This window comes from Methylobacterium sp. E-045 (assembly GCF_022829685.1).
In the GTDB taxonomy this organism is placed as follows: Bacteria; Pseudomonadota; Alphaproteobacteria; order Rhizobiales; family Beijerinckiaceae; genus Methylobacterium.
In genome coordinates this window covers 45,571-72,340 of sequence record NZ_JAKSYE010000085.1, presented here as the reverse complement: position 1 = coordinate 72,340, position 26,770 = coordinate 45,571, and the positions used below count along the sequence as shown (strand labels likewise).

Here is a 26,770-nt window from a genome sequence, read left to right as displayed (position 1 = left end):
GAAAGTGGCATTCATGGCGACACGCCGCAACGCGGACGGGCCGACGACGACGATCGACCGCACGGTTCCGGGCCTCGCCGCCCGGCAGGTGGCCCATGCCGCCGTGGCCGATCTCCTCGTCCAGGGCCGCGCCTTCGCCCTCGAGGATGCCCTGGCCAAGGCGGGGCTCGACGCCGGTCTGGACGCCGCCGACGCATCGCTGGCGCGGGCCATCGCCACCGCCACCTTCCGCCGCCTCGGTTTCCTGCGGCGGATGCTGGCCGCCCGGATGACCCAGGGCCTGCCGCCGGACCAGCCACGGCTGGTGGCCCTCCTCGTCACCGGCGCCGCCCAGATCCTCGATCTCAACGTGCCGGATCATGCCGCCGTCGATCTCTCGGTCCGCCTCGCCAAGGGCGATCCCTACCTGCAGCACACGCCCGGCCTCGTGAACGCCATCCTGCGCCGGGTCATCCGCGAGCGGGACGCCATCGCGGCCGAGGCGTCCGATCCCCTGGGGCAGAACACCCCGGACTGGCTCGCCGCCCGCTGGAGCGCTGCCTATGGACCCGACACGGCCCGGGCCATCGCCTCGGCCCATCTCTCCGGCGCCGCCCTCGACATCACGCCGCGCGGTTCCGTGGCGGAATGGGCCGAGCGCCTCGGCGGCGTCGCCCTGCCCACCGGCAGCATCCGCCTGCACGAGGTCCGCTCGGCGGTCTCGGACCTGCCCGGCTATGGCGAGGGCGCGTGGTGGGTGCAGGACGCCGCCGCCGCCATCCCGGCGCGCCTGCTCGCGGTCGGGCCGGGGCAGCGCGTCGCCGATCTCTGCGCTGCACCGGGTGGAAAGACCGCCCAGCTCGCCGCCGCGGGGGCGGAGGTGGTGGCCGTGGACCGCTCGGCCCCGCGCCTCGAACGGCTGGCCGAGAACCTCGCCCGCCTCGGACTGACGGCGGAGATCCGTGTCGGCGACGCAACCCAGCTGCCCGAGACCGACGCCGATGCGTTCGACGCCGTGCTCCTCGACGCACCCTGTTCGGCCACCGGCACCATCCGCCGCCATCCCGATGTCGCCTGGACCAAGGCCGGCGGGGATGTCGGTCGCCTCGGCGGGTTGCAGCGCCGCCTGCTCGACCGTGCCGCCACCCTGGTGAAGCCGGGGGGCCGTCTCGTCTACTGCACCTGCTCGCTGGAGCCCGAGGAAGGCGAGGGGCAGATCGCCGCCTTCCTCGCCCGCAATCCGGCTTTCGAACGGCTTCCGATCCGCTCGGAGGAGGTCGGCGGTCTCGGCGAGCTCATCAACGGCGACGGCGATCTACGGACGCTGCCCTCGCACCTGTCCGGCGAGACGACGGGCGGCGAAGGGGACTTGCCGGTGGTTCGTGGCGGGATCGACGGGTTCTTCGCGAGCCGTCTCATACGGAAGGCTTGAGGCGCGCGGTGCTGGCTTTGCGCCATGCCGTCACCGCCCTGATCGCGGCCGTGTCGCTTGTCGGTCAGGCCGGGGCCGACGGGATCGACCGCCGTATCCTGCCGGTCGCGCCGGCCTATGCCCGCAACCACGCCTGCGCCCCGGTATCGGTGACGGTCCCGTTCGAGATCCATACCGGCACCCGCGACGTGGGGATCTCGCCCTCGCCCAGGGACCTGCCCCTGAACCAGGGCGAGAGCGCCATCTGCTTCGCCTACGCCACAGCGGACATGATCTCCCACCGGATCGGCCGATCGGTCTCGCCCCTCGACGTGGCGACGAAGTTCTACTTCGCCGATCCCGCGAAGCTGGAGGCGATCGCGAACCCGCATCTGAAACGCCATCTCCAGGCGCATCCCGCCTACCGGGCCGACATCGCCTGGAGCCGCAACGCGGCGGAGGTGACCAAGGACGGAAATCCGACCCTGGAACCGTATTTCGACAAGATCGAGGGTGGCGAGGAGGATATTGCGGCGCTCCTCTACAATATCGGCGGGTATTGCGAGGATCGCGACCTGCCGTCCAACGACGGCTATGGCTACGTAATGCCGACCTTGCGCGCGCTGCGCTACCGGACGAGGCTCCACCCGACGCGGCAGAGTTTCCGCGCCGTGGCCGCGACCGCGACCCATCTGCGCGGGCGCCGGGCCGATCCGTTCAACGCGGCCTGGATCGCCCATGTGGACGCGGTCTGCCGCCGGACGCCGCTGCCGGTACCGCTCCTGCCGGTCTCCTACCGCGTGGCGGCAAGCCAGGCCGACTTCGCCGACATGCTGGAATCCGGCCGCCATCCGAGCAAGCCGAAACTCAACCGCATCCTCGCCATGGTCGACTACGCCCTGGACCATGGACGCGTACCGACAGTGGGCTACAGCTGGTATCTGCTGGAGGACCGCGACCCGAAGGATCCCGACCTCTTCGCCGATCACGCGAGTCCGGTCATCGGCCGCCGCAAAGCCGGAAGCGTCTGCCAGTACCGTATCCAGGACAATACCGGCGAATATTGCGGCCGCATGCGCGACGGCATTCGCGAACGCTGCGACAACGGCCGTATCTGGGTCACCGAGAGCGAATTGCGCCGGACTTTGTACAGCGTGACCTATCTGCGGTAGGCGTGCCGCTTACGGTGTGATCACCCGCATGGAGACGGTCTGGACCTGTGCCTCACCGTTCGCAATGCTGGCGGGTGCGGACTTCTTCAACCGCGCCATGAACTTGCGCACCTCGTCGGGCGGCAGCGCACCGACCGGAGCGATCATCATGGACAGGAGCGCCTTGGTCTTGCGATCGACCGAGGCGGAGCGGCTTACCGGCTCGAAATCCCGGATTGTGTGGGTCTTCTCCTCGTTGCCGGTGAAGACACGGGCGCCGTCCTTCAGCACGACGATGTCGCCGGGGCGCAGGGTCGGATCCTTGAGGAGGGCGGCCATCGGTCCGGAGGAGAGCGGGATCGGCGTCTGGCGGTCGCCGATCTGGAGCTGCAGCGGCTCGCTTTTCGGCAGGGCGGCGTAACGGATCTTCGGGCGCGGGCGGCTCGCCTCGCGGCGGATCGTCAGGGATCTCTGCTGCATCTCGAGCGCAGGAGCGGGTTGCTGCGTTTCCACCGTGGGGCGGGCCGGAGAGAACAGCGCCTCGAACAGGCCGCCGAGACCGCGGTCCTGAGCGTTCTGGGCCATCGCCGCGCCAGACGTGCACAATAACGCCGCCGCGGACATCAAGAGCCCGGCGCGCTTGAAGACAGGGATGACAGTCACAGGCACACTGCCATTGCTGGAGGCTGAAGGAACGACACTCGCTCTACGCTGTGTATAACCTGTGCAGCAAGCAACCGTTCCGGCCGAGTTCGCCAAAAAATACAGTTCGTTGGGCTCTCGCCACACCCGTCCGTTTCTCCTCGCGCCGGAGCGCTCAGGAGGGGACATCCCGACCGGAGGGGAGCCTGAGGCGGTGCGACGAGTATCGGCATCCTTAATTGTTGGTTAATAGGCACGGCTTAGCTTCCCGGTGGGACGACATCCGGCACGATGGCCATCCGGGTCGCGGTGCTGGAGGAAAGGCGTGCGTGGGTTGGGGGGCTGATCGTTGGCGTTTCTATCGGCTCATCGGGCGTGAGATCGCGCGCTCGGCGCGGGGCGTCTCCGCGCGCTTGACCGCGAGCCCGGACCTGCTGGCGCGCGCCCGTGTCAGCGCCCTGGTGATCGCCCCGCACGATCTGCGCACGAGCGATGCCACCTTCGCCGACGATATCTATGCGGGCCTGTTCGTCTTCGCGGGGCGCTCTCTTTCGGTGAGCGGCCGGTCGCCCTTCGATTACGCCCCGCCCTCGCCGGAATGGGCGGATGCGTTCTACGGCTTCGGCTGGCTGCGCCATCTGCGCGCCGCCGACACGGCGCTCGCCAGAGCCAATGCCCGCGCTTTCGTGGCGGACTTCATCGCCGGCCGTGGCGACGAGGCCCTGGCCGCGCCCGTGCCGGTTGCCGCACGGCGGCTGATCTCCTTCCTGTGTCAGTCGCCCCTCGTTCTCGAAGGCGCGGACCACGCCTTCTATCAGGCCTTCCTCAAGGCGGTGGGGCGCGGCGCGCGAGACCTCGAACGCTCCCTGCGCCGGGGCCTGCCGCCGCAACCGCGGCTCTTGGCGGTGGTGGCCCTGTGCTATGCCGGCCTGTGCTGCGACGGCATCCAGCCGATCCTGCGCCGGGCCACCCGCATCCTGTCGCGGGAGCTCGACCGGCAGATCATGGCGGATGGCGGCCATCGCAGCCGAGACCCGCGCTTTGCCATGGAGCTCCTCCTCGATCTCCTGCCCCTGCGCCAGAGCTTCCTCAGCCGCAGCCTCGATCCGCCGGAGGCTCTGCTCCATGCCATCGACCGGATGCTGCCGCTGCTGCGACTCCTGCGGCACGGCGATGCGTCCCTGAGCCACTTCAATGGCATGGGCGCCACGGCGGCAGACCACCTCGCCACCCTGCTGGTCTATGACGGCGCCCTGGCGCAGCCGATGATGCATGCGCCGAATTCCGGCTACGAGCGGTTGGAGAGCGGCCGCGTCGTGGTGGTCGCCGATGTGGGGGCGCCGCCGCCGCTGCCGTACTCGACGAATGCCGGGGCCGGCTGCCTCTCCTTCGAGATGTCGAGCGGCCCCCAGCGGGTGGTGATCAATTGCGGCCTGCCGGCGAGCGGCCCGGAACTGCGTCGCCTCGCCCGCAGCACCGCCGCCCATTCCACCGCGACGGTCGGGGATTCCTCATCCTGCCGGTTCCTCGGCGCCAGCGAGGGGGTGGGCAGCCGTTTCGCTTCCGATTGGCTCATCAAGCGGATCGGCCCCGTGCTGGTGCGCGGCCCGCGCGCGGTCAAGTCCGAGCGGACGACCGAGGGCGGCGCCCTGATCCTCGCCGGCCGCCATGACGGCTATGCCGCCGAGTTCGGGATCGTCCACGAGCGCCGCTGGTGCCTCCTCCCCGACGGGGCCGGGCTCGAAGGCGAGGACGCCTTCGTACCCGTCGCCCACAAGGGCAACCGCATCCGGCTGCGTCCGCCGGAGGCGGCGATCCGCTTCCACCTGCATCCCGCCGTCGCGGCCAATGCGGCCGAGGGCGGAGGGGTCGACCTGGCCTCGCCGCTGGGAGAGGTCTGGCGGTTCGAGGCCGACGGCGCGGCCATTGCCCTGGAAGAGAGCGTGTATTTCGCGGGTCTTACGGGAGCGCGGCGTACCGACCAGATCGTTCTCTACGTCACGGCCGGGGAAGGCACCCGGGTGCGATGGCGCTTCCTGCACCTGGCACAGGCGCCGGGGCGGAACGAACCCGGTAGGCTCGAGGCTCCCGTGGCCGATGAGGCGGCGCGGTAGCCGATAGGGCGCCATCTGTGGTACCCGCCGCGTTTCAGGGGCAGAATCTGCCCTGTGCCGGACGGTTCTCGACAATGTCGCATGATCAGGCGCGGGTTGCGCGCGCACTCCTTTCCGTCTCCGACAAGACGGGCCTCGTGGATTTCGCCCGCGCGCTGTCCGAGCGCGGCGTCGCCCTGGTCTCCACCGGCGGCACGCACCGGGCCTTGAGCGAGGCGGGACTGCCTGTCACGGAAGTCGCCGAGATCACCGGCTTTCCCGAGATGATGGACGGGCGGGTGAAGACCCTGCACCCGGCGGTGCATGGCGGTCTCCTCGCGGTGCGCGACGATCCCGAGCATCAGGCGGCGTTGGCTGCCCACGGCATCGGCGCCATCGACCTCCTCGTGGTCAACCTCTATCCGTTCGAGGCGACGATCGCGAAACCCTGCGCCTATGACGACGCGGTGGAGAACATCGATGTCGGCGGCCCGGCGATGATCCGCGCGGCGGCCAAGAACCATGCCGACGTGGCGGTGGTGGTGGATGTGGCCGATTACGGCGCGATCCTCTCGGAGCTCGAGGCCGGCAACGGCACCCTCGGCGCGGCGACCCGCAGGCGGCTGGCGCAGAAGGCCTTCGCCCGCACCGCCTCCTACGATTCCGCCATCGCCTCGTGGCTCGCCGACCATGTGGAGACGGACGAGGCCCCCGCCTTCCGCGCCTTCGGCGGCACCCTCGCCCAGTCCTTGCGCTACGGCGAGAACCCGCATCAATCGGCGGCCTTCTACCGGACGCCCGGCCTCGTTCGGCCCGGTGTGGCGAGCGCCCGCCAGCTCCAGGGCAAGGAGCTGTCCTTCAACAACCTCAACGACACCGACGCGGCCTACGAATGCGTCGCGGAGTTCGATCCGGCCCGCGCCGCCGCGGTGGCGATCATCAAGCACGCCAACCCCTGCGGCGTCGCCGAAGGTACGTCCTTGGCGGAAGCCTACGAGCGGGCGCTCGCCTGCGACCCGACCTCGGCCTTCGGCGGCATCGTCGCCCTCAACCGCACCCTGGATGCCGAATCGGCCGCACGAATCGTCGAGATCTTCACCGAGGTGATCATCGCGCCGGACGCCACCGAGGAGGCGATCGCCCTCGTGGCGGCCAAGAAGAACCTGCGTCTCCTCCTCGCGGGCGGTCTTCCCGACCCGCGCGCGAAGGGCTTTGCCATGCGCAACCTCGCCGGCGGCATCCTGGTCCAGGACCGCGACGCGGCCGTGGTCGACGACATGACGCTGACCGTCGTGACGAAGCGCGAGCCCTCGGCGCAGGAATATGCCGACCTGCGCTTCGCCTACCGCGTTGCCAAGCACGTGAAGTCGAATGCCATCGTCTACGCCAGGAACGGCGCCACGGTGGGCATCGGCGCCGGGCAGATGTCGCGGGTGGATTCCTCGCGCATCGCGGCCTGGAAGGCGGCGGAGGGTGCCAAGCGCATCGGCGCGGCGGAGAGTCTCGCCAAGGGCTCGGTGGTGGCCTCGGACGCGTTCTTCCCCTTCGCGGACGGCCTGATCGCGGCGGCGGAGGCCGGCGCCACGGCGGTGATTCAGCCCGGCGGCTCGATGCGGGATGCCGACGTGATCAAGGCCGCCGACGAGGCCGGCCTCGCTATGGTGTTTACAGGACATCGCCACTTCCGGCACTGATGCCGCGCGGTGCGCGGCAAACGGCCTGCGCGCATCGCCCTGTCGAGGCTATCTTCCATGACCAACACCCACCTCTCCTCCAATCGCGCGGAGCGCCGGGCGGCCGGCAAGCGCCTGCGCGATGCGGTCCCCCGGGAATCCCACGCCGACTGGTATCCGGCCGAAGACCGCGATCCGCTGGCGGTCCTGCGGGCGAACGATGCCGGCCGGCTGCTCGAGCTGATCCCCCTGCGCCACGAGCGGATGCGGGCCAGTCCCTTCGCCTTCCTGCGCGGGGCCGCCGCCGTGATGGCCTCCGACCTCGCCGGCGTTCCGGTTCCGGGCATTCCGGTCCAGGCCTGCGGCGATTGCCACATCGGCAATTTCGGCGTGTATCGCAGCGCCGAGGGCCAGACCCTGTTCGACATCAACGATTTCGACGAGACGCTCTGGAACGTCGATTTCACCATCGACGTGAAGCGCCTCGCCGCCAGCGTCGCCGTCGCCGCTTTCGCACAGGGCGAGGACAAGGCGTATCGCGCGGCTCGCGCCAGCGTCTGTGCCTATCGCGAGCACATGCGCGAATTGTCGTATCTCTCGCCGCTGGCCATCTGGCACAGCCGCATCGACCTCGACGAAGAGATCGGCCGCCTCGGCGACGGAGACCTGTGCCGGCGCCTCGTTGCCGATGCCGCCGCCGAGACCTCGGACGGCCTCAGCCATGGCGACGCCCCGGATCTCGACCCAGCCTCCGTCCATGCGGACCCGGCCCTGCGGCGCATCGCCGACAAGGCTCCGACGATCTTCCACGAAGGGCCGAACGGGCTGACCGAGGCGGTGCAGGAAGCGGCCGCGGCGCTGCTCGCTTATCCGCAGAGCCTCCAGGCCGACCGCAACCTGCTGGCCCTGCGCTACATGCAGCGGGACGTCGCCTTCAAGGTGGTCGGCATCGGCTCGGTGGGCACCGTCTGCGCCGTGGGGCTCTACACGGATGCGGATGGGGCGCCGCTCTTCCTGCAGATCAAGGAGGCCCGGCCGTCGGTCCTGGGTCAGCTCGCCCTGAGCCCGTTCTTCCTCGCCTCCGAGGGCCAGCGCGTGATCGACGGCCAGCGCATCATGCAGGCCGCGAGCGACATGTTCCTCGGCACCGCCCATTCCGAGGTGAGCGGACGCTCCTATTACGTACGCCAGCTGAAGAACAAGAAGCTCTCGGCCGTCGGCGAGATCCTCGCCGAAAGCGGCCCCAAGGCCTATGCACGGCTCTGTGGCACCACGCTCGCCCGCGCCCACGCCCGGTCCGGGGATGCGGCGATGATCGCCGGCTATCTCGGCAAGGGCGACGCCTTCGACGAGGCGGTGGCGGAGTTCGCCATGCGCTATGCGTGGCAGACGATGGCCGATCATCACGCCCTGCAGGCGGCCCATGCGGATACCGCCGAGCCCGCATGAGGGTGGCGGATTCCGCGACGCACCGATGAAACGAGAAAGGGCCCCGGAGCGATCCGGGGCCCTTTTCCATGGCGTCACGTCGACGATGTCACGTCGGGCGCCGGACCGTGGCCGAGGGCCCGGTCCGACGCAGAGCGCCGTGGGCTATCGCGCCGGGCGGTCATCCCAGGTGAAGATATCCCTGTCCTTGGTCTCGGGGATGAACAGGGCACCGATGACCGCCGTCGCGAGGGCGATGACGATCGGGTACCAGAGGCCGAAATAGATGTCGCCGGTCTGGGCCACCATGGCGAAGGCCGTGGCCGGCAGCAGGCCGCCGAACCAGCCGTTGCCGATATGGTAGGGCAGCGACATCGAGGTGTAGCGGATACGCGTCGGGAAAAGTTCGACGAGGGCCGCCGCGATCGGGCCGTAGACCATCGTCACGTAGAGGACGAGGATCGTCAGGATCCCGATGATCGTCAGCTTCTGGACCGAGAAGATGTCGATCATCTTGGCGAAGTTCGACAGGCCGTCCTTCGGTTCGATGGCGATCTTCACGATGCTCGGGTTGGTGGCGGTCGGGTAGCCGGAGGCCGTGAGCGCCGCGCCGACCTCCTTGGCGAAGGCCGGATCGGCGGCGGCGAACTCCTTGCCGGCGACGGTGACGGTGGCCTTGGTGCCGGGAGCGGCCGGCTCGGTGGTGTAGTTCACCGCGGACCGGGCGAGCAGTGCCTTGGCGATGTCGCAGGAATTGGTGAACTTGGCCGTTCCCACCGGATTGAACTGGAACGAGCAATCCGCCGGATCGGCCTTCACCACCACCTGTGTGTTCTGCTGGGCCGCGTGCAGGGCCGGGTTGGCGGCCGCGGTCAGCGCCTTGAACAGCGGGAAGAAGGTCAGTGCCGCGATCACGCAACCGCCGAGGATGATCGGCTTGCGGCCGATCTTGTCGGAGAGCGCGCCGAAGAACAGGAACCCGCCGGTGCCGAGGATGAGCGACCAGGCGATGAGCACGTTGGCGGTGAACTGATCGACCTTCAGGATCGTCTGCAGGAAGAACAGCGCGTAGAACTGGCCGGTGTACCAGACCACGGCCTGGCCGGCGGTGAGGCCGAGGAGCGCGAGGAGCGCCCATTTGGCGTTGCGCCACTGGCCGAACGCCTCGGAGAGCGGCGCCTTCGAGCCGGTGCCCTCTTCCTTCATCTTCTTGAAGGCCGGGCTTTCCTGCATCTGCAGACGGATCCAGACCGAGACGCCGAGCAGCACAATCGAGACCAGGAACGGAATGCGCCAGCCCCAGGCGGCGAAGGGCGTGATCGTCCCAGCCGAACCGTCGGCGAGGGTGGTGGCGACGGGGGCATAGTTCGCATTGACGTAGATCTGGGTGAACAGGATCACCATCAGCGACAGCAGGAGACCGAGGGTCGCCGTGGTCTGGATGAAGGCGGTGTAGAAGCCGCGACGCCCGGGGGGAGCGTGCTCGGCCACGTAGACCGCCGCGCCGCCGTATTCACCGCCCAGCGCGAGGCCCTGGAGCATGCGCAATGCCAGCAGCGCCACGGGAGCGACCCAGCCGACGCCGTACTCGTTCATCGTGGCGTAGGACGGCAAGAGACCGACCACGAAGGTCGAGATGCCCATGATCAGGATGGTCACGAGGAACGTATACTTGCGGCCCACCAGGTCGCCGAGGCGTCCGAACACCAGCGCGCCGAAGGGGCGGACCAGGAAGCCAGCGGCGAAGGCCATCAGGGCGAAGATGTTGCGCGTGGCTTCCGGGTAGGCCGAGAAGAACTGCGCGCCGATGATCGCAGCGAGCGATCCGTAGAGATAAAAATCATACCACTCGAACACGGTGCCGAGCGAGGAGGCCAGGATGACCTTCTTCTCGCCGGCACTCATTGGCCGGGCGGCATCCTTTGGTAATGGGACCGCTGACGTTGCAGACATGGGAGTTCCTCCGGATTTTTTACTTCCAGGCTTTTGCAGGCCTGGCTTTCATCACTCCAAAGACCGGGCTTCTGCGTCGGCGTTCGCAGTCGGCCAAGTCCTGTTGAGCTTTCGTCTTGCGGCTCACGAAAACGAGAGCAAACGACGCTACCTCACGCCATGATTTCGCCCAAGAGTGAAAACGAGGCAGAGGGGCGCGATACTCACGTTTTTGTGTGCGGGTGTCACTTTCCCGCCCGCAGCTGGCTCTGCCGCGGCACCCGGTACTTCAAACGAAGAAGGGCGCGGCTCCCGCCGCGCCCTCTCTAGGTCTCGAAGATCGGCTTCCGAGCCGTTCAGTGTGCGTGGGCGCCGGACGCTCCGATCCCGGTCTCGGACCGGATAAACTGCGCATCGAACAGGGCGCGCTCGCGCTTGGCCCGCGCCGTGTTGTCGAGCTTCGACACGACGTAGATCGTGAGAAAGGCGAGCGGCATCGAGAACAGGGCCGGGTTGTCGTAGGGGAAGATCGCCACCGGATTGCCAAAGGTCGTCACCCACACCGCCTTCGACAGGATGACCATGCCCACCGCCGCGAAGAGGCCGACGAAACCGCCGATGAGGGCACCCCAGGTGGTCGTTCCCCTCCACAGGATCGACATGGTGAGGATCGGGAAGTTGCAGCTCGCCGCCACCGAGAAGGCGAGGCCGACCATGAAGGCGACGTTCTGGTTCTCGAAGACGTAGCCGAGGTAGATCGCGACGATGCCGATGACGACCGCCGAGATCTTCGAGAGCCGGACCTCGGAAGCCTCGTTGGTGCGTCCGCGGGCGATGACGCTGGCGTAGAGGTCGTGGCTCACCGCCGAGGCGCCGGCGAGGGTCAGGCCCGCCACCACCGCGAGAATGGTGGCGAAGGCCACCGCCGAGATGAAGCCGAGGAAGTACGGTCCGCCCACGGCGTTGGCGAGGTTCACCGCGACCATGTTGGTGCCGCCGATCATGCCCTTGAGCTTGTCGAAGGCGCCGGCCGGATCGAGCTTGAAATAGGCCGGGTCGGACATCAGCAGGGCGATGCCGCCGAAGCCGATGATGAAGGTGAGGATGTAGAAGTAGCCGATCAGGCCGGTGGCGTAGAACACCGACTTGCGGGCGGCTTGGGCGTCGGAGACCGTGAAAAACCGCATCAGGATGTGCGGCAGGCCGGCGGTGCCGAACATCAGGCCGACGCCGAGGGAGATCGCCTCGATCGGGTTCGAGACGAGGCCGCCCGGCGCCATGATGGTGTCGCCCTTCGGATGCGTGGCGACGGCGGCCGAGAACAGGGCCTCGGGGTTGAAGCCGTACTTGTAGAGGACCGCGCCGGCCATGAAGGTGGCGCCGCCCAGCAGCAGGCAGGCCTTGATGACCTGGACCCAGGTCGTCGCCTTCATGCCGCCGAAAGCCACGTAGACGATCATCAGCACGCCGACGATGACCACCGCGTAGAGGTATTCGAGCCCGAACAGGAGCTGGATCAGCTTTCCCGCGCCGACCATCTGGGCGATCAGGTAGAACGCCACCACGACGAGGGTGCCCACCGCCGAGATGATGCGGATCGAGGTCTGGTCGAGGCGGAAGCTCGCCACGTCGGCGAAGGTGAACTTGCCGAGGTTGCGCAGGCGTTCGGCGATGAGGAACAGCACGATCGGCCAGCCCACGAGGAAGCCGGTGGAATAAATCAGCCCGTCGAAGCCCGAAGTGTAGACGAGGCCCGAAATGCCGAGGAACGAGGCAGCCGACATGTAGTCGCCGGCGATGGCCAGCGAGTTGGTTCCGGCCGAGATGCCGCCGCCAGCGGCGTAGAAGTCGGAGGCCGACTTGGTGCCCTTGGCGGCCTTGTAGGTGATGCCGAGGGTGAAGAGCACGAAGAAGGCGAACATGCCGATGGCCGGCCAGTTCGTCTGGGCTTTCGTCACCGCGCCGATATCCGGGCCGGCCGCGTAGGCGGCACCTGCGAGAATCACCGCGAGGGTGGTGCCGAGGGCGATGGGGTGGGCGGAGCGGATCATCGGCCGAGGTCCCGCTTGAGCGCGGCGGTCAGATCGTCGAAGCGGCCGTTGGCGCGCTGGACGTAGATGCCGGTGAGGATGAAGGCGAAGATAATCACGGCGACGCCGAGGATGAGGCCCAGGGAGGTGGTGGCGCTCCCGATCTTCAGGGCGAGGAGGGACTTGTCGAAGGCGATGAGGCCGATGAAGCCGAAATAGACCAGCAGCATCAGGATGGTCAGCGTCCAGCCGAAGCGGGTGCGTTCGTGCACGAGCTCCTTGAACCGCGGGTTCTGCGCAATCCGCGCAGTCTCGATATCGGACATGGCGTTACTTTCCCTGAAGCGAAGACCCTTCTGAGCGGGGTCTCGGTCTCGACGAATACTGTAGCGATGGGGGGCGAGCGCGCTCGATGCTGCCGATCTTGTCTCGTGTCACGAGGCGCGTCGGCGCAAGCGTCGCATGGTCACGATATCGTCAGGTCGAGCGGACGCGACGGCTCGGGACCCGGCCGGGACGCGACCGGCGCATCTCCTTCGAGATGCGCCGCTTCGTTGCGGGAGTTCGGCGATCAGGACGCGCGGTTCTGGCGGTTCTCGATCAGGTCGTCGACCACGGCCGGCTCGGCGAGGGTCGAGGTGTCGCCCAGGGACGAAAACTCATCCTCGGCGATCTTGCGCAGGATGCGGCGCATGATCTTGCCGGAGCGGGTCTTGGGCAGGCCGGGGGCGAACTGGATCAGGTCCGGCGAGGCGATGGGGCCGATATCCTTGCGGACCCAGGCCACCAGCTCCTTGCGCAGCTCGTCCGAGCCGTCCTCGCCCTCCATCAGGGTGACATAGGCGTAAATGCCCTGTCCCTTCATGGAATGCGGGTAGCCGACGACGGCCGCTTCCGACACCTTCGGATGGGCGACGAGGGAGGATTCGACCTCCGCCGTGCCCATGCGATGGCCCGAGACGTTGATGACGTCGTCGACGCGTCCGGTGATCCAGTAATAGCCGTCCGCGTCCCGGCGGCAGCCGTCGCCGGTGAAGTAGAGGTTCGGATAGGTGGAGAAGTAGGTCTGCTCGAACCGCTCATGGTCGCCATAGACCGTGCGCATCTGGCCCGGCCAGGAATCCTTGATGCAGAGGTTGCCCTCGCAGGGACCGTCGAGGGACTTGCCCTCGGCATCGACGATCAGCGGTTGCACGCCGAAGAACGGGCGCGTGGCCGAGCCGGGCTTCAGCTTGGTGGCGCCGGGAAGCGGGGTGATGAGGATGCCGCCGGTCTCGGTCTGCCACCAGGTATCGACGATGGGGCAGCGGCTGTCGCCGACCACGCGGTAGTACCAGTCCCAGGCTTCCGGGTTGATCGGCTCGCCCACCGAGCCGAGAACGCGCAAGCTTGCCCGCGAGGTCTTCTTCACCGGACCCTCGCCGCCGCCCATGAGCGATCGGATCGCCGTGGGGGCGGTGTAGAAGATGTTGACCTTGTGCTTGTCCACCACGTCCCAGAAACGCGATGTCGACGGGTAGGTCGGAATGCCCTCGAACATCAGGGTCGTGGCGCCGTTGGCGAGCGGCCCGTAGACGATGTAGCTGTGGCCGGTGACCCAGCCGACATCGGCGGTACACCAGTAGACCTCGCCCTCGCGGTAATCGAAGACGTATTCGTGTGTCATCGAGGCATAGACGAGGTAGCCGCCGGTGGTGTGGACCACGCCCTTGGGCTGGCCGGTGGAGCCGGAGGTGTAGAGGATGAAGAGCGGGTGCTCCGCCTCCACCGCCTCGGCGGGGCAATCGTCGGTGACCTGGGCGGCGGCCTCGTCGTAATAGACGTCGCGGCCGGGCTCCATCGGAACGGCGCTGCCGGTGCGGCGCACGACTACGACGTGATCCACCGCATCCTTGCCGAGACGGGCGATGGCGGCGTCGACATTGGCCTTCAGCGCGACCTTGCGGCCGCCGCGCAGACCCTCGTCCGCGGTGATGACGAGCTTGGAGGCGCAACCCTCGATGCGGCCGGCCAGCGAATCCGGCGAGAAGCCGCCGAAGACGATGGAATGGATCGCTCCGAGCCGGGCGCAGGCCAGCATGGCATAAGCGGCTTCCGGGATCATCGGCAGGTAGAGGGTGACGCGGTCACCCTTGCCGACGCCGCGGTTACGCAAGACGTTCGCCATCCGGCAGACTTCCGAATGAAGCTGGCGGTAGGTGATGTGCTTGGAGTCGTTCGGGTCGTCGCCTTCCCAGATGATCGCGACCTGATCGCCGCGGGTGGCGAGGTGGCGGTCGATGCAATTGGTGGAGACGTTGGTCTTGCCGTCCTCGAACCATTTGATCGAGACGTTGCCCGGAGCGAAGCTCGTGTTCTTCACGGTGGAGTACGGCGTCGACCAGTCGATCCGCTTGCCGTGTTCGCCCCAGAACGCAGCCGGATCGTCGACCGAGGCCTTATACATCGCCTGATACCCGGCATCGTCCACATGCGCGCCGTCGATCCAGGCCGCGCGGACGTCGACCACCTTCTCGTCCATGACGTTTTCCCTGCTGGTGCCCGATCGTATCGCGAAAACCGCGCAGCCGGGACTTCCACCTTGTTCTTATGCGCAGGAACAGATTTACCGCAAGCGCGAAGGGGCGTGATCCAACAGCGCCAGCACCCCCCATTTGGGGGAATACTCCTTCACATCACCGGCCTGCGCGTCAGTTGCAGCCGATACAGATGCCCTTGATCCCCGAACCTTCAGACTTGCGCCGCTTGCCGTCGTCGTCACGCTTGATCGGTGTGTCGGGTGCCGCCGCGGCTCCCGGCGGCTTGGTGACGCCGGTGGGAGCGATGTTGCGGAAGGAGCCGGCCGAGTCGAGGTTCTGTCCGCTGGTCGAGGTGCCGGACGTCTGGGCCAGGACGCCGCCCGCTCCGGTCATGAAAAGGCCGGCTGCCAGAAGTCTCAGGGTTGTCCGCATCGCGCTTCTCCATGTTTCGCGGAAGAACGGATGGGGTGCGCCGGGGTTGCTTACCCCCGCAAAGCGATGCGGGAAAAGACCCGGCCGGGGCGCGGAAAGCGAGCCAGCCTCGTGTCAGGGAGGCGACCCGCAGGGCTCGGTGCGGGCCGGCAGCGTCGGGTTGACTGTCCGGAACTCGGCCACCACCGCATCGAGGCGGGCGTCCACGAGATCGTTCATCTGCAATACCCCCTCGGCCGCCCGCAGCCATTTGGCGCCGTCCCACACCTGCACGAAGCCGGACGGCCGGCCGCCGTGATCGCGGCAGGTGAAGGTGACGGAATGGGCAAAGCCCGCCAGTCCGAGCCCTTTCCAGCGGCTGTCGTCGATCGAGAGGCCCTCGAAGGCGAGGCGCACGTCCTCGCCGCGCAATGGCGCGCCGCGCCGGGCTCTCCCGGCCTCCGCGATGGCTTCGGCGGCGAGCACGGCGTTGTAGACGCCCCGGTTGTAGTGGGTCTCGCCCGACCCGTCCTTCGGCGTCGAGGACAATCCGCGATCGGCCACGAAGGTGTCGATGGCATCGAAGGCGGGGAAAGCATCGCCGAAGGCATGGCGGCTCACCTCCTTGAAGCCGCGGCTCGCCGACCCGGTGCGGCGGATGCCGTCCTGATCGGGCCAGCGCAGGGCGATCATCCGGTCGGGCGGGAAGCCGACTTTCAGGGCTTCATCGACAGACGCGCCGCTCCGCGTGCCCTGGCCCAGGAGGATGACATGGTCAGGGCGCTCGGCGGCGATCCGTGTCCACAGGGCGGCCTTGCCGGCCTCGGTCTCGTCATCGGCGAAGAGCGGTGTCGAGAACCCGTAGCGGGCGGCGAGTTCCCCCAGGATGGCGAGGGCGGACGGGTCGGCACCCGCATGGCTGTAGACGAGGCCGATGGAGAGGCCCTGCAGTTCGGACAGGCCGCCGAGGCGGTTGGCGAGATACCGGATCGCGATGGTGATGCCGCCGAGCACGGTGGCGGAGGGGTTGAACACCCATGGCAGCAGGTCGCCGCGCGTTCCGGCCGGGAAGCCGTCGGCCAGGGACAGGATCGGGATCCGGTCACGTGCGGCCGGTTCCAGCAGGTCGTAGGTGATGCCCCGGTCCGGGGTCGTGATCAGGACCGTTCCGGCCGCCCGCGCGGCGGCGTAGCAGGCGCGGGCGCGCTCCACCTCCGAGGCGACCTCGCATTCCTCCACCTGCAGCGGTACGCCGCCGATCCCGCCATCGCGCTGGTTCAGCATCTCCAGGTAATCGTGAACGCCATTGGCCACCCGCGCGCCGATGGCGCCGCCGGGGCCCGTGCGGTTGGTGAGGAGGCTTATCCGGACGGGCTCGGCGGCTCCCGCCGGCAGGCAGGAGGCCAGGATCAGGGCCGTCACGGCCATCGAAGGCAGGCGACTCGTCATGGAGCGTGCATCGGGCCCGGTTCTCCGCAGGCCGCGCGTCGCAGGCGCGACGCAGGCGGCCGATGATGGCAGATGCCCGCCCGTGAGACGAGCCCGCGCCCGCCTCGACGGTCAGGCCGTCCTGACCGCTGCCTGGGGCGGGAACAGCATTTCCACCAGGGTGCCCTCGTCCTTCCGGCTCTCGATGCGGAAGCTGCCGTGATTGGCCTCCACCAGGGCCTTCGTGAGCGGCAGGCCGAGGCCGGTGCCGGTGCTCCGCCCATCCGCCCGCCCCTTGGGCGAAGCCGCCACGGGGATCTGCCGGAACGGTTCGAGGGCGGTCTCCACCTCGTCGGGGCTCATCCCGATTCCGGTGTCGCGCACCCGGAGCGCGATCTCGCCCCGATCCGCCAGAGTGGTGGAGACGATCACCTGCCCGCCGGCCTCGGTGAAGGCGATGGCGTTGGCGATGATGTTGAGGGCGGCCTGCCGCAACGAGCGCTCGTCGGCGACCAGGGGAGGCAGGTCGTGCGAGAAGCTCGTGCGCAGGACGATCCGGTCGCGCATCGCCTGCGGCTGCAGCATCGCCACGCAATGGGTGACGACGTCGTTAAGGGGAACCTCTTCGAAGGACAGGTCGAGGCGCCCGGCCTCGATCTTGGCGAGGTCGAGGAGGTCGTTGACGAGGCTGAGGACGTGGCTGCCGGAGGCGTGGATATCGCCGAGATAGTCGCGGTAGCGTTCATGGCCGATGGGGCCGAACGGCTCGGCCAGCATCATGTCGGCAAAGCCGAGGATGCCGTTCATCGGCGTGCGGATCTCGTGGCTGATCCGGGCGAGGAAATCGGATTTGCGCGCGCTGGCATATTCCGCCGCACGCCGGGCGTTCGACGACTCGGCTTCGACGCTCCTGGTGGCGCGCACGTCCCGGACGGTCATGACCATGCGGCCATCGTCCCGCCCGGCGAGCGGCACCACACGGATCAGCATCGGCAGCAAGCCGGCGGCCGCCCGGGCGATGACGTCGGCGGTCGGTTGCGCCAGAGGCGCCTGTGCCGGGCCGGCAATGCCATGGACGCTGGCGAGGACGGCCACGGCGCTCTCCGGTGCGAACAGGCTGAGAATGCCGGCACCGACGACCTCGCGCGGGTCGAGACCGAACGTTGTCGCCGCGCTGCGGTTGAGCCCGATGATCCGGGCATTCCGGTCGAGGGTGACGACGCCGTCTTCCAGGCTGTCGAGCACGGCCTGCGCATCGGCGGCGCGGGCTCCGGCGAAGGCGTCGGCGATCTGCAGCGCCGCACGCTCGCGGGCCGGCTCCCCCGCCACCGCATCGCGGACGAGGAGCAGCTGAGCCGGCGCGCCGCACCAGTCGAGTTCGGACGCCTGTATGTCGACGCTCAGGCGGTCGCCGGTCCTGGTGGTGAGGAGGGCGGGCGCGCCATCCGCCGATCGCTCGTGCGGCACGAGCCCTCCGAACAGCCTGTCGAGGCCACCCGACGCGGCGAGCTCGTCCAGATCGGCGAACCCGGCCATGGTCAGCAGGCGGCCGTTCGCGAACAGCACGCTATCGTCGCGATAGACCATCACGCCGCCGGGCAACCGTTCGAGCGTCACCATCACGGTGGCGTTCGGGCTTTCCGCTCCCGGTTCGGCATTGCGCGCCATGGCGGTGGGGAACGGGGTCACCGATCCGCTGGCCGGACGCTCGTCCCCCGTCGTGACCGGCTGATCGGACTCGGAATCGCCGGCAAAGCGTGCACCCAGGGCGCGGGCGATCTCGCGGAACGCCGCATGCTCGTGGCTGGACAGGTGAGGGTCCTGGAGCGTCGGCCAATTGCCCTGAGCGTCGGACGAAGGCTCGCTGGCGAATTCGGCCTGTACCGGCGGTGCGTCGGCGTTCGAAGCGACCGGCGGCGGGGCAGGGGGGACAGCCGGGTCCGAAACCGCGCTCGCCTCGTCGGCCATGAGACCGGTCGAGGGTTGGGCGACGGGCGGGAGCACCACCGTCTCGGTTGCCGGCACCTTCGAGGAAACGGGTGACCCGGAGGTCCCGGGCGGCGCGGCGACGGGGACCGTCGCCTCGGCGAGGTCGGCGGTGGCGCCCATATCGCCTTCCGCCTTCGATATCGGTTGGTCGCTCGGAGACTGGTTGGGGGGCGCTTCCGCACCGTCCTCGCCAGCCACGCCATCCTGTGCCGAGGGTGAAACCGAGGGGCGGACCATGGCGAAGCCGTTGAATCCGACGAACTCATCTCCGGAGCGTCGGGTCGGCGTACCGGAAATGTCGAGATCCATGGCATCCGGCGCCCCGTCCGCCTGCAGGGTGACGGAGATCGCCCGAAAGGTGCGGCGCTGGGCGAGGGCAAGCAGTAGGCCCTCCGCATCGAGCAGCGTCCGGGTCTGGGACATGGCGGTCCACGTCCGGCCCAGCATCGCCGGTTTGACCGACGCGGCGGCCGTCCCGGAAATGTCGGTGAGCCTGTCGTCGGCATCGCTGCGCCATGTGAGGCGTCCGGCCTGCACCGGCGGGGCGGTCTGGGGCGAAGCCGCGCCTTCCGCGGCCGGAGAATGCTCCGCGACCGTCGTCGCCTCATCGGCCTGAAGGGGGGCGGCCTTCACGATGCCCGTCTGCGGCAATGCGCGATGGTTCGGCAAGCGGTCCAGAAGCGCCACGATGAGGAGGTTGCGCCCCGACCTGTCCTTCGTCCGCAACACGAGACACGTCGTGGCCGCTCCGAGACGGCGCGTTTCGAACCGGAGCTTCATCAGCGTCGGCCGGTCCAACGGCAGGCTGCGCGGGCGAACTTGGTCGTTCAGACGAATCGCATCGACGACCCGTCCCGATGATCTGTCGGTGCCGATCGCCTGGAAGAGGCGGTCCGCCGCCGTCGAGGCCAGCAGAATCCGCTCGGCCGTCCCGTTCAGAACGAGCCAAGCCGCGTCCGGGGCGCTCAGGCGAAGCCCGAACCGCGAATCACCATTCCACTGTCTGACGAGATCGCCGAGGTCCGGTTCGGGGCCGGACGTCGGTTCTTCAGCCCCCTTGTCGAACATCCGTACCCGTTTCGCCTGGCATGTGAGTGATTCGCGTCCTTTTTTACCCGCAACGCGCAGCCGATATAGACACCAAGCGCTGCCGGTGCGCGTTTACCTTTCGTCATCCTTAATGCCCCGCACGAGGGTGGCATAGGGCGGGCGATGTGTTATTGTGCAGCGCACAACGAACGATCAACAAGCAAGTTCAGAGGAGACGGACATGAGCAACACCCCGAACTATGAAGTGCCTGCTGAGATGCGCGACTTTGCCGAAAAGAGCGTCGATCAGGCCCGCAAGGCCTTCGATTCCTTCATCGGTGCGGCCCGTCGCACCGCCGACACGGTCCACGGCTCGGCCGACACGGCTCGGACGAGTGCGCATGACGTCTCCGCCCGCGGCTTCGAATTCGCCGAGCAGAACGTGAATGCCGCCTTCGACCTCGCCCAGAAGCTGGTTCGCTCGCGCGACCTGCAGGAGGCCATGCAGCATCAGGCCGAGTTCGTCCGCAGCCAGTTCGCTGCGATCCAGGCCCAGGCCAAGGAGTTCGGGGGCCTGGCGCAGAGCGCCATGCAGCAGGGCGCCGAGAAGGCCAAGGCCGCTCTGCAAGAGACCGCCGAGAACACCCGCAAGGCGATGGAACAGGGCACCGAAGCCGCCCGCAAGGCCGGTGCCGATGCCGAGCAGGCTATTCGCAACGCCAATTCCTGATCGTGTCATGACGGGACGGACCTGATCCGTCCGACGAAAGAGGCCCGCCCCGCCCGCACGGTGAGGCGGGCCTCGCTGTTTTCCTGAAGATGGACTCGGCCCCTCGTTTCGAGATGGGGCTATTGACGGCGCCGATAGTCTTTCCTAGTCAAGTATCGCCGTGCCGAGCGTGTGCCGTAAGCGTCTGACGTCAAGCAACGCATTTTTCCGATCCGTCATCCGGTCGGTATCAGTGCTGCCCCGGATTGCGGTCAAGACGTCGGGTTATCATGAACTCCATGCAATCGTTCCGCCTCCGCGGATGCCTTCCGCCGCGCAGTCAGTGGCTCCTCATGCCCCTGCTGCTTTCGGTGCTGATGACGCTCATCGTCTCGGCGATCGCCACCTTCAAGACCCTCGGGCCCGACGGGGCTTTCCTGGCGCATTGGCCGCCAGCCTGGGCCTTGTCCTGGGTGGTCGCGTTCCCGACGCTTCTCGTGGTCCCGCCCCTGGTCCGCCGGATCGTCGCGTTCCTGGTCAGGCCTGCCTGACGCGTGCCCTCCCGCCAACGACTCCCGACATAGGTCGTCCGAAGCAACGATCCGAGTATAGGCAGTAGGGGTGGAGGCAGGTTCGCAGACGAGCCGTCTCGACATAAGAAGCTCTCGCATCGCCCCGGCACCATGTCGGGGACGGTGCGGGAGTCTTGCTCGCGAGCCTCACGTCACCGAAGCTCGGGATGGCCGGACATCGGAGATCGGGAGGAGGGGGATCGATGACCATCAAGCCGGGAGATTACGTCGGGTCGGACGACAACGAGGCGACCATGACCGTCGTCGAGATCGTGGGCGACAAGGCCCTGTGCCGCTGGTTCGTGGATGGCGACGTTGACGGTGACGAGCAGGAGGCATGGCTGCCGATCGCCTCACTCACGATTCTTTGAAACGGGCGCTCTCGCCCATGCCGTCGTCCCGAATGCGGCTCGGGCGATCGACGTGCGACGCAGCGCTTGCACCGCGAGGGCCGGTCTCATAACCCTGGCGCCCCGCCCGGATTTCGGGCTCGTCGAAGAGGGCGATCCTCCATGCGACCTGGTTTTTCGCGCTCCGCCCAGCGTTTCGGCCTGTTGGCCCTCGCTCTGGCCGGTGTGCTCTCCGCTGGCGCCGCCAGCGCGCAGTACGATGACGAAGGCTATTACAGGCCGCCGCCGCGCCGCGACTACTACGACGATCGCGGACCCCCGCCCCGCCGGGCCGTGGGCCTGAACTGCGATGCGGTCCAGTCGGGAATCACCGGCCCGCAGCCCTATTCCTGTCCCCTGCCGGGGCCGCGTCCGCTCGGCGCGCGCTGCTTCTGCGACATGCCGATCGCGTCTTTCAGCTCGCCTCAGACGGCGGTGGGGCGCGTCGTCCCGTAAGGGGCAACCGATACGAACGACGCCGCGCCATCCTGCGATGACGCGGCGTCGTTTCGACCCTGCGAGCCGTTCAGTTCAGGACGACGACCTTGGCGCCGACCTTCACGCGCTCGTAGAGATCGGTGACGTCGTCGTTGGTCATCCGGATGCAGCCGGAGGAGACGGCCTGACCGATCGTGTCGGGCTCGTTGGAACCGTGGATCCGGTACTCCGTGTTGCCGATATACATGGCACGGGCACCGAGCGGGTTCTCCACACCGCCGGCCATGTAGCGCGGCAGGTCGGGGCGACGGGCGATCATCGCGGCCGGGGGAGTCCAGGACGGCCACTCGCGCTTAGCGGTGACTGTCTTGGTGCCGGACCAAGTGAACCCCGGGCGGCCGACGCCGACGCCATAGCGGATGGCCTCGCCGTTCGGCAGGACAAAGTAGAGGCGCCGCTCGGCGGTCGAGACGACGATGGTCCCCGGCTTGTACGAGCCGTTGAAGCTCACGATCTCGCGCGGGATCGGCGCGACCTGGGCCTGAGGAGCGGCCTGCGCGCCCTGGCCGACGGTGCCCTGATAGCCATAGGGGTCGTAAGAGGGCTGAGAATACTCGGTCTCGGGGTAGTAATCGTCACCGCCCGTTCCGAACGGATCGTAGGAGGAGGCGGCGAGAACGGGGGTGGAAGCGAGGATGCAGGCACCCATCATGCCTGCAAGAGCGGTCGCCAATGTCTTCATGATCGGATGCCTTGGCTGTACGGTAACCTTTGCTATACAAGCGTAGGCATAGGCCAGCGGTTCCACCCCCCGACGCAGATTTCACGTCTAGTTAATGTGAGCTTCCAAAATCAGTACACCTCATCGGTATGCACGTCGAAGCGGGCGAGGTGCGAGTATCCGAAATTGGTGGTGATGGCGACGTCGGTGGCGTCGCGACCGCGCGCCATGACGATGCGGCCGATGCGCGGCGTGTTGTGGCGAGCGTCGAACGTGTACCAGCGTCCATCGAGATAGACCTCGAACCAGGCCGAGAAATCCATCGGGTCCGGGACGGGCGGGATGCCGATATCGCCGAGATAGCCGGTGCAGTAGCGCGCGGGAATGTTCATGCAGCGGCAGAAGGCGACGGCGAGATGCGCGAAGTCGCGGCATACACCCTGCCGCTGCATGAAGCCGTCCCACGCGGTGCGTGTGGCGTCGGCGAGCATGTAGTCGAAGCGGATGCGGTCATGGACGTAGTCGCAGATGGCCTGGACCCGTGACCAGCCCGGCATCGTCCCGCCGAACAGCGACCAGGCCGTCTCGGAGAGCTTGTCGGTGTCGCAGTAGCGGCTGCCGAGGAGGTAGACCAGCACGTCGCTCGGCAGGTTCTGCACGTCGATCTGCTGCGCGTGAGGCGCGTATTCGTCCGGCATTCCCGTGTCATAGACAGTGAAATCAGCCGAGATGTCGAGACGTCCCACCGGCGTGACGATGCGGGTGCAGATGTTGTCGTAGACGTCCCGGTATTCCTGGAAGGGGATGGGCGGATTGAAGTTGATGACGTGCGGAGTCATCACATCGGGCATGCGTGACGGGTGCACGCTCAGCTCGAGGATCATGGGCGTCGGCTGAACCGATTCGAAGGCGATGTCGAACCCAGTTCTGATCTTCATCGTAATGGCCCCGTGTCTGCAAAAGGCTGGTTTGAACCCGGTCGCCGTCCGACGACAGGAGCGTGATCGTCTTCAACGCACGAGGATCGGATCGGGTGTGCGCTGCTCGATGGAACTCGGTTCGACTTCGTCGACCTCGACGCTCACGGACATGCCGAGATCGTCCGCCGGAAACCCGAAGAAGGATCCGTGCAGCGGCACCGCCTGTCGCGGGTCGCGCGCGACGGCGACGCGGATGAGGTCGCGGTTGCCGACGATGCCGTTGGTGGGGTCGAACTCGATCCAGCCCGCGCCCGGCAGATAGACCTGGACCCAGGCATGGGTCGAGCCGCCCCCCACATGGCGGTTGCGGTCCCCGCGCGGGTTGTAAAGGTAACCGGAGACGAAGCGCGCAGCCATTCCGAGGGCACGCACGGCCTCGATCATCAGAACCGCGAAATCGCGGCAGCTTCCGCGCTTGAGGCGCAGGGTGGTGACGGGATCCTGAACGCCTTTTTCCGAGCGGGCGAGATAGGCGAAATTGCGCCGGACGTGGCGCGTCATCTCGGCCAGCAACTCCTGCGTGCCGACGCGGCCGGCGGGCGGCACGAAGCTGCGCGCCCAGGCATCCACCTCGTTCTTCGGGTCGCGATGCTCACGCTCGATGGAACGGCTGAGATCGGGAATGTCGTCGGCCCCGTACCCGAAGGGGTAGAAGGCCGCATGCAGCGCGATGGGGAATTCCGGCGCCAGTTCGGGCGTGTGGTCGAGGGTGATCGAGCAGTCGAAGACGAGGGACGAGGCCCGTCCCTGGAAGGTGGCCACCGCGACGCAATTGCCGAACACGTCGTGAAGCCAGCGCAGGGACGCGGGCTCGGGCGTGATCTTCAAGGTCGCTGCGAGCAGGCGCTGGTCGTAGCTGTCGCGGGGCCGGAACATGATTCGGTGTTCGCCCAACCCGACGGGCTGGCGGTAGCGGTACGTGGTGATGTGTCGGACGGACAGTATCGGCACGTTCACGGGCTCCGCGGCACCGGTCGGTACCACTCTCTTGGAACGATGCAATGCAAGAGGTGCGCCCAACGCAAGGGCGGACCCGGAATCCACGCCACCCCTGCACAGCATTGTCCCGCATATCGTCGCCAGGGCAATGGTCCGCCGGCCTGTTCGACGGCGATGGACGTCGATGAAGGCGCGTGCCGCCCCGGGCGATGAACCCGGTGCGGGGGGCGAGGTTCAGGGCACGGCCGGTGGAGGATTGCTGGTGGCGTGCTCCGCCTCCACCAGGACGTCCTGAGGCCGCCACGGTTTGGGGATGAACACCACCCGTTCCGGAAGCGCGTCCGGTCGCGGGGCGCGGCGGCCGGAGGTGACGACCATCCGCGCCGTAGGCCACAGCATGGCCACGGCCCGTGCCAATTGCAGGCCGTCCATGACCCCGGAGAGCTGGATATCGGCAAAGACGAGGGCGACATCGCCGCCCCGGTCCCGCATCACCGCGAGCGCCTCTTCCGCGGAGGCGCAGCCGATCGTCTCGAGCTCGGTCTCATCGAGGAGGGCAACGGCCAGACCCTGCGTCGACGCATCGTCCTCCACCACCAGAGCGAGGCGACCGGACTTGCGAACCGGCACGGGGACGACGGGATCCGGCCCGGTCACCGCTTCCGTCGAAGGGACTTGGCGAACGAGGGCCGCCAGATTCTCGGGAATACCCTCGGCGATCAGGTCGTCGTAGAAGGACGCGAGCGCTTCTCCGATCTGATCCAGGGCGAGGCTGGGCGCAAGCGTATCGTGACCGGCACGCCTGGCGGGGGCGGCCTTGAACGGCGTGGGAGACCGATCCTTCAAAGGGTCTTTTGGATCGAGCACGTCATTCCTCCGACTTTCGTAATCCGCCTCCGCACCGAGTTGTGCGACCGCAAGATCAACGTCGGGAACTCGGCGTCAGTTGCCCGGCGGGGCAACAAGAGGGCTGGCATGAGGCAAAAGCGGTCGGGCGGCCGGTGATCCGTGCCGCCGGTGGCGACCGTCACGCGGGAACGGGCTCCCGCGCCTACTCGACCGACGCGTCGGCATAGGCCATCACGCCCGAGAGCGAGCGGACGTCGCGGTAGCGGGCACCGCGGGTGCTCATCATCGTCTCGAACTTTTCGTGGACCTGCGCCACCGACAGGCTCGCGGCCTTGCGGCGACCGCGCTGGGCCGCGAAGAAAATGGTGCGGTTGGCGCGTGCCGGGCCCGGCAGCATCTGGGCCGCGGCGGATTTCGGCTTGTCGACCACGCTGGCGAGAAACTCCTCGGCATCGTCCGGCCCGAGGAAGTGGGCAAGGTAGACCTCGCCGAGGGTGAGCTCGCGGCCGATGCGAAGGGCGATGCGCGCGGCGTCGCGCTTGAGCATTTCACCCGCCATCAGGGCGGCGAGGTAAGGGTCGCGCCGCAATTCGAGGATGCGGGTCCGCTCGGCGGCATCGGCCACGCTCGGCTTGCCGTTGTCGCCGGAGACCACGAGGGCCGCCTCCTGCGTCAGCCCGTATTTCGGTCCGAAATCGCGCACGACGCCGAGCCATGTCCGCTCGATGAACTGGAACAGGCCGGTCGCCGAGGAGGTCTTGGCCTGGACTTCGGTGATGAAGCTCGACTCCTTGTCGGCCACTGCCATCAGCAGGACAGGGTCGGTCTGGACGGCCTGGGCCGCTCGGACGATCTTCTGCACGAGGTGGCGCCGGATCTTCATCGGACCGAATTCGAGGACGTCGTTCGGGTCGCCGACGGCGCTCTCGGTGAGCAGATAATCGTAGGAGACCCGGTCGACCGCATTCGAGCCGATCTCGGTATCGAGGTCGTGCACGGCGGCGAAGGCTGAGGACGCCGTGAGCACGGTCGGCGCCGCATCGAGGACCGCCGGGACCGCGGAGTGAATTCTGGGCTTGGGCATCGACAGCTCGGTCATTGCCTGAGCCGATTGCACCACGGCGCCGAAGCCGCTCGTGCCGGTGCCATTGAGGACGACGGCGCTGAGGCCGCCCGCGACCAGCATCATCGCGATGACGGAGCGCGTGAGTGCGGGACGGCTGCCATGGTCGTGGCCGACACGATTCTTGAGGGTCAGGGCATCGGAAGATGTCGCGACGTCACCGCCAGCGCCGAAGCGGCGCGAGGGAGGGGAAATCCGTGATGATCCGACCTTCTGAACCCGCATCTGATCGACTCGTCTCCGTGTGGTGGCGCACATCGGCATTTACGAGGACAGTTGTGGCGACAAAACGGCTAGGCTTGTGCTCATCCCGTGGCGTCGATGGCTACTTTGAG

General features: G+C 67.8%; 22 protein-coding genes. 9 read left to right on the top strand and 13 right to left on the bottom strand.

The genetic code is table 11. The features are described 5' to 3' along the window. Positions 1-13 precede the first annotated feature (13 nt). Both MKK51_RS13950 and MKK51_RS13945 read left to right on the top strand, forming a co-directional pair. Positions 14-1,411, top strand: coding sequence for an RsmB/NOP family class I SAM-dependent RNA methyltransferase (locus MKK51_RS13950; RefSeq protein WP_243977943.1), 1,398 nt, complete (start codon positions 14-16; stop codon positions 1,409-1,411). An 8-nt stretch (positions 1,412-1,419) separates the two neighbouring features. Beyond that, positions 1,420-2,562 carry a hypothetical protein gene (locus MKK51_RS13945; RefSeq protein WP_243977942.1) on the top strand — a complete coding sequence of 381 codons (1,143 nt, stop codon included), beginning with the start codon at positions 1,420-1,422 and terminating at the stop codon, positions 2,560-2,562. Between the two features lie 9 nt (positions 2,563-2,571). Here MKK51_RS13945 and MKK51_RS13940 read toward each other — a convergent pair whose 3' ends face one another. Next, positions 2,572-3,126: a hypothetical protein gene (locus tag MKK51_RS13940; RefSeq protein WP_243977940.1), complete on the bottom strand. Its 555-nt coding sequence runs from the start codon at positions 3,124-3,126 to the stop codon at positions 2,572-2,574. Positions 3,127-3,512: 386 nt separating this feature from the next. Between MKK51_RS13940 and MKK51_RS13935 the strand changes: the two genes are divergently transcribed. The 3 genes from MKK51_RS13935 (at position 3,513) to MKK51_RS13925 (ending at position 8,398) form a co-directional block, all read left to right on the top strand. Further along, entirely contained in the window at positions 3,513-5,297 is a 1,785-nt protein-coding gene (locus MKK51_RS13935) for a heparinase II/III family protein (RefSeq protein WP_243977938.1), read from the top strand. Between the two features lie 74 nt (positions 5,298-5,371). After that, positions 5,372-6,970, top strand: a complete 1,599-nt coding sequence (gene purH, locus MKK51_RS13930; RefSeq protein WP_243977936.1) for a bifunctional phosphoribosylaminoimidazolecarboxamide formyltransferase/IMP cyclohydrolase — start codon at positions 5,372-5,374, stop codon at positions 6,968-6,970. Positions 6,971-7,027: 57 nt separating this feature from the next. Continuing rightward, a complete protein-coding gene (locus MKK51_RS13925) occupies positions 7,028-8,398 on the top strand; it encodes a DUF2252 domain-containing protein (RefSeq protein ID WP_243977934.1) in 1,371 nt (456 codons plus the stop codon). A 144-nt stretch (positions 8,399-8,542) separates the two neighbouring features. Here MKK51_RS13925 and MKK51_RS13920 read toward each other — a convergent pair whose 3' ends face one another. From MKK51_RS13920 to MKK51_RS13890, 7 genes are all read right to left on the bottom strand, one after another. Then, the gene (locus tag MKK51_RS13920; RefSeq protein ID WP_243977932.1) at positions 8,543-10,282 is read right to left on the bottom strand and encodes an MFS transporter; all 1,740 of its coding nucleotides are present in this window, start codon (positions 10,280-10,282) and stop codon (positions 8,543-8,545) included. A 383-nt stretch (positions 10,283-10,665) separates the two neighbouring features. Beyond that, the gene (locus tag MKK51_RS13915) at positions 10,666-12,360 is read right to left on the bottom strand and encodes a cation acetate symporter (RefSeq protein WP_243977930.1); all 1,695 of its coding nucleotides are present in this window, start codon (positions 12,358-12,360) and stop codon (positions 10,666-10,668) included. Next, entirely contained in the window at positions 12,357-12,665 is a 309-nt protein-coding gene (locus MKK51_RS13910) for a DUF485 domain-containing protein (protein ID WP_243977928.1), read from the bottom strand. The genes MKK51_RS13915 and MKK51_RS13910 overlap by 4 nt, the downstream gene beginning before the upstream one ends. Before the next feature lie 245 nt (positions 12,666-12,910). Beyond that, the gene (gene acs, locus MKK51_RS13905) at positions 12,911-14,860 is read right to left on the bottom strand and encodes an acetate--CoA ligase (RefSeq protein WP_243977926.1); all 1,950 of its coding nucleotides are present in this window, start codon (positions 14,858-14,860) and stop codon (positions 12,911-12,913) included. 169 nt (positions 14,861-15,029) lie between these two features. Beyond that, on the bottom strand, positions 15,030-15,290 hold the full coding sequence (locus tag MKK51_RS13900) for a hypothetical protein (RefSeq protein WP_243977916.1): 261 nt from the start codon (positions 15,288-15,290) through the stop codon (positions 15,030-15,032). Positions 15,291-15,404: 114 nt separating this feature from the next. Continuing rightward, complete coding sequence (locus MKK51_RS13895) at positions 15,405-16,718, bottom strand: ABC transporter substrate-binding protein (protein ID WP_243977914.1); 1,314 nt, start codon at positions 16,716-16,718, stop codon at positions 15,405-15,407. Between the two features lie 111 nt (positions 16,719-16,829). Continuing rightward, on the bottom strand, positions 16,830-19,754 hold the full coding sequence (locus tag MKK51_RS13890) for an ATP-binding protein (protein WP_243977912.1): 2,925 nt from the start codon (positions 19,752-19,754) through the stop codon (positions 16,830-16,832). Between the two features lie 202 nt (positions 19,755-19,956). Here MKK51_RS13890 and MKK51_RS13885 point away from each other — a divergent pair, with 202 nt between their 5' ends. The 4 genes from MKK51_RS13885 to MKK51_RS13870 all read left to right on the top strand — a co-directional run bounded on the left by MKK51_RS13885 (position 19,957) and on the right by MKK51_RS13870 (position 21,841). Continuing rightward, complete coding sequence (locus tag MKK51_RS13885; protein ID WP_243977911.1) at positions 19,957-20,445, top strand: phasin; 489 nt, start codon at positions 19,957-19,959, stop codon at positions 20,443-20,445. Positions 20,446-20,714: 269 nt separating this feature from the next. After that, complete coding sequence (locus MKK51_RS13880; protein ID WP_243977909.1) at positions 20,715-20,975, top strand: DUF2798 domain-containing protein; 261 nt, start codon at positions 20,715-20,717, stop codon at positions 20,973-20,975. A 224-nt stretch (positions 20,976-21,199) separates the two neighbouring features. Beyond that, positions 21,200-21,367 (top strand): hypothetical protein, encoded by a 168-nt coding sequence (locus MKK51_RS13875; RefSeq protein WP_243977907.1) that lies wholly within the window; start codon positions 21,200-21,202, stop codon positions 21,365-21,367. Between the two features lie 141 nt (positions 21,368-21,508). Beyond that, positions 21,509-21,841 (top strand): hypothetical protein, encoded by a 333-nt coding sequence (locus MKK51_RS13870; RefSeq protein WP_243977905.1) that lies wholly within the window; start codon positions 21,509-21,511, stop codon positions 21,839-21,841. A gap of 70 nt (positions 21,842-21,911) precedes the next feature. Here the strand turns inward: MKK51_RS13870 and MKK51_RS13865 are convergent, their stop codons facing one another. From MKK51_RS13865 to MKK51_RS13845, 5 genes are all read right to left on the bottom strand, one after another. Next, on the bottom strand, positions 21,912-22,565 hold the full coding sequence (locus MKK51_RS13865) for a L,D-transpeptidase (RefSeq protein ID WP_243977903.1): 654 nt from the start codon (positions 22,563-22,565) through the stop codon (positions 21,912-21,914). Positions 22,566-22,675: 110 nt separating this feature from the next. After that, positions 22,676-23,482: a transglutaminase-like domain-containing protein gene (locus MKK51_RS13860; RefSeq protein WP_243977901.1), complete on the bottom strand. Its 807-nt coding sequence runs from the start codon at positions 23,480-23,482 to the stop codon at positions 22,676-22,678. A gap of 72 nt (positions 23,483-23,554) precedes the next feature. Further along, complete coding sequence (locus MKK51_RS13855; RefSeq protein ID WP_243977899.1) at positions 23,555-24,475, bottom strand: transglutaminase family protein; 921 nt, start codon at positions 24,473-24,475, stop codon at positions 23,555-23,557. 222 nt (positions 24,476-24,697) lie between these two features. Next, a complete protein-coding gene (locus tag MKK51_RS13850; RefSeq protein ID WP_243978616.1) occupies positions 24,698-25,309 on the bottom strand; it encodes a response regulator in 612 nt (203 codons plus the stop codon). A gap of 205 nt (positions 25,310-25,514) precedes the next feature. Further along, complete coding sequence (locus tag MKK51_RS13845) at positions 25,515-26,660, bottom strand: transglycosylase SLT domain-containing protein (protein WP_243977897.1); 1,146 nt, start codon at positions 26,658-26,660, stop codon at positions 25,515-25,517. Positions 26,661-26,770 lie beyond the last annotated feature (110 nt).

Coding starts and splice junctions, on each gene's coding strand:
- MKK51_RS13950 (WP_243977943.1), top strand. CDS start 14: ATGGCGACACGCCGCAACGCGGACGGGCCGACGACGACGATCGACCGC.
- MKK51_RS13940 (WP_243977940.1), bottom strand. CDS start 3,126: ATGGCCCAGAACGCTCAGGACCGCGGTCTCGGCGGCCTGTTCGAGGCG.
- purH (WP_243977936.1), top strand. CDS start 5,372: ATGTCGCATGATCAGGCGCGGGTTGCGCGCGCACTCCTTTCCGTCTCC.
- MKK51_RS13925 (WP_243977934.1), top strand. CDS start 7,028: ATGACCAACACCCACCTCTCCTCCAATCGCGCGGAGCGCCGGGCGGCC.
- MKK51_RS13920 (WP_243977932.1), bottom strand. CDS start 10,282: ATGAGTGCCGGCGAGAAGAAGGTCATCCTGGCCTCCTCGCTCGGCACC.
- MKK51_RS13915 (WP_243977930.1), bottom strand. CDS start 12,360: ATGATCCGCTCCGCCCACCCCATCGCCCTCGGCACCACCCTCGCGGTG.
- MKK51_RS13910 (WP_243977928.1), bottom strand. CDS start 12,665: ATGTCCGATATCGAGACTGCGCGGATTGCGCAGAACCCGCGGTTCAAG.
- acs (WP_243977926.1), bottom strand. CDS start 14,860: ATGGACGAGAAGGTGGTCGACGTCCGCGCGGCCTGGATCGACGGCGCG.
- MKK51_RS13900 (WP_243977916.1), bottom strand. CDS start 15,290: ATGCGGACAACCCTGAGACTTCTGGCAGCCGGCCTTTTCATGACCGGA.
- MKK51_RS13895 (WP_243977914.1), bottom strand. CDS start 16,718: ATGACGAGTCGCCTGCCTTCGATGGCCGTGACGGCCCTGATCCTGGCC.
- MKK51_RS13890 (WP_243977912.1), bottom strand. CDS start 19,754: ATGTTCGACAAGGGGGCTGAAGAACCGACGTCCGGCCCCGAACCGGAC.
- MKK51_RS13885 (WP_243977911.1), top strand. CDS start 19,957: ATGAGCAACACCCCGAACTATGAAGTGCCTGCTGAGATGCGCGACTTT.
- MKK51_RS13880 (WP_243977909.1), top strand. CDS start 20,715: ATGAACTCCATGCAATCGTTCCGCCTCCGCGGATGCCTTCCGCCGCGC.
- MKK51_RS13875 (WP_243977907.1), top strand. CDS start 21,200: ATGACCATCAAGCCGGGAGATTACGTCGGGTCGGACGACAACGAGGCG.
- MKK51_RS13870 (WP_243977905.1), top strand. CDS start 21,509: ATGCGACCTGGTTTTTCGCGCTCCGCCCAGCGTTTCGGCCTGTTGGCC.
- MKK51_RS13865 (WP_243977903.1), bottom strand. CDS start 22,565: ATGAAGACATTGGCGACCGCTCTTGCAGGCATGATGGGTGCCTGCATC.
- MKK51_RS13860 (WP_243977901.1), bottom strand. CDS start 23,482: ATGAAGATCAGAACTGGGTTCGACATCGCCTTCGAATCGGTTCAGCCG.
- MKK51_RS13845 (WP_243977897.1), bottom strand. CDS start 26,660: ATGCGGGTTCAGAAGGTCGGATCATCACGGATTTCCCCTCCCTCGCGC.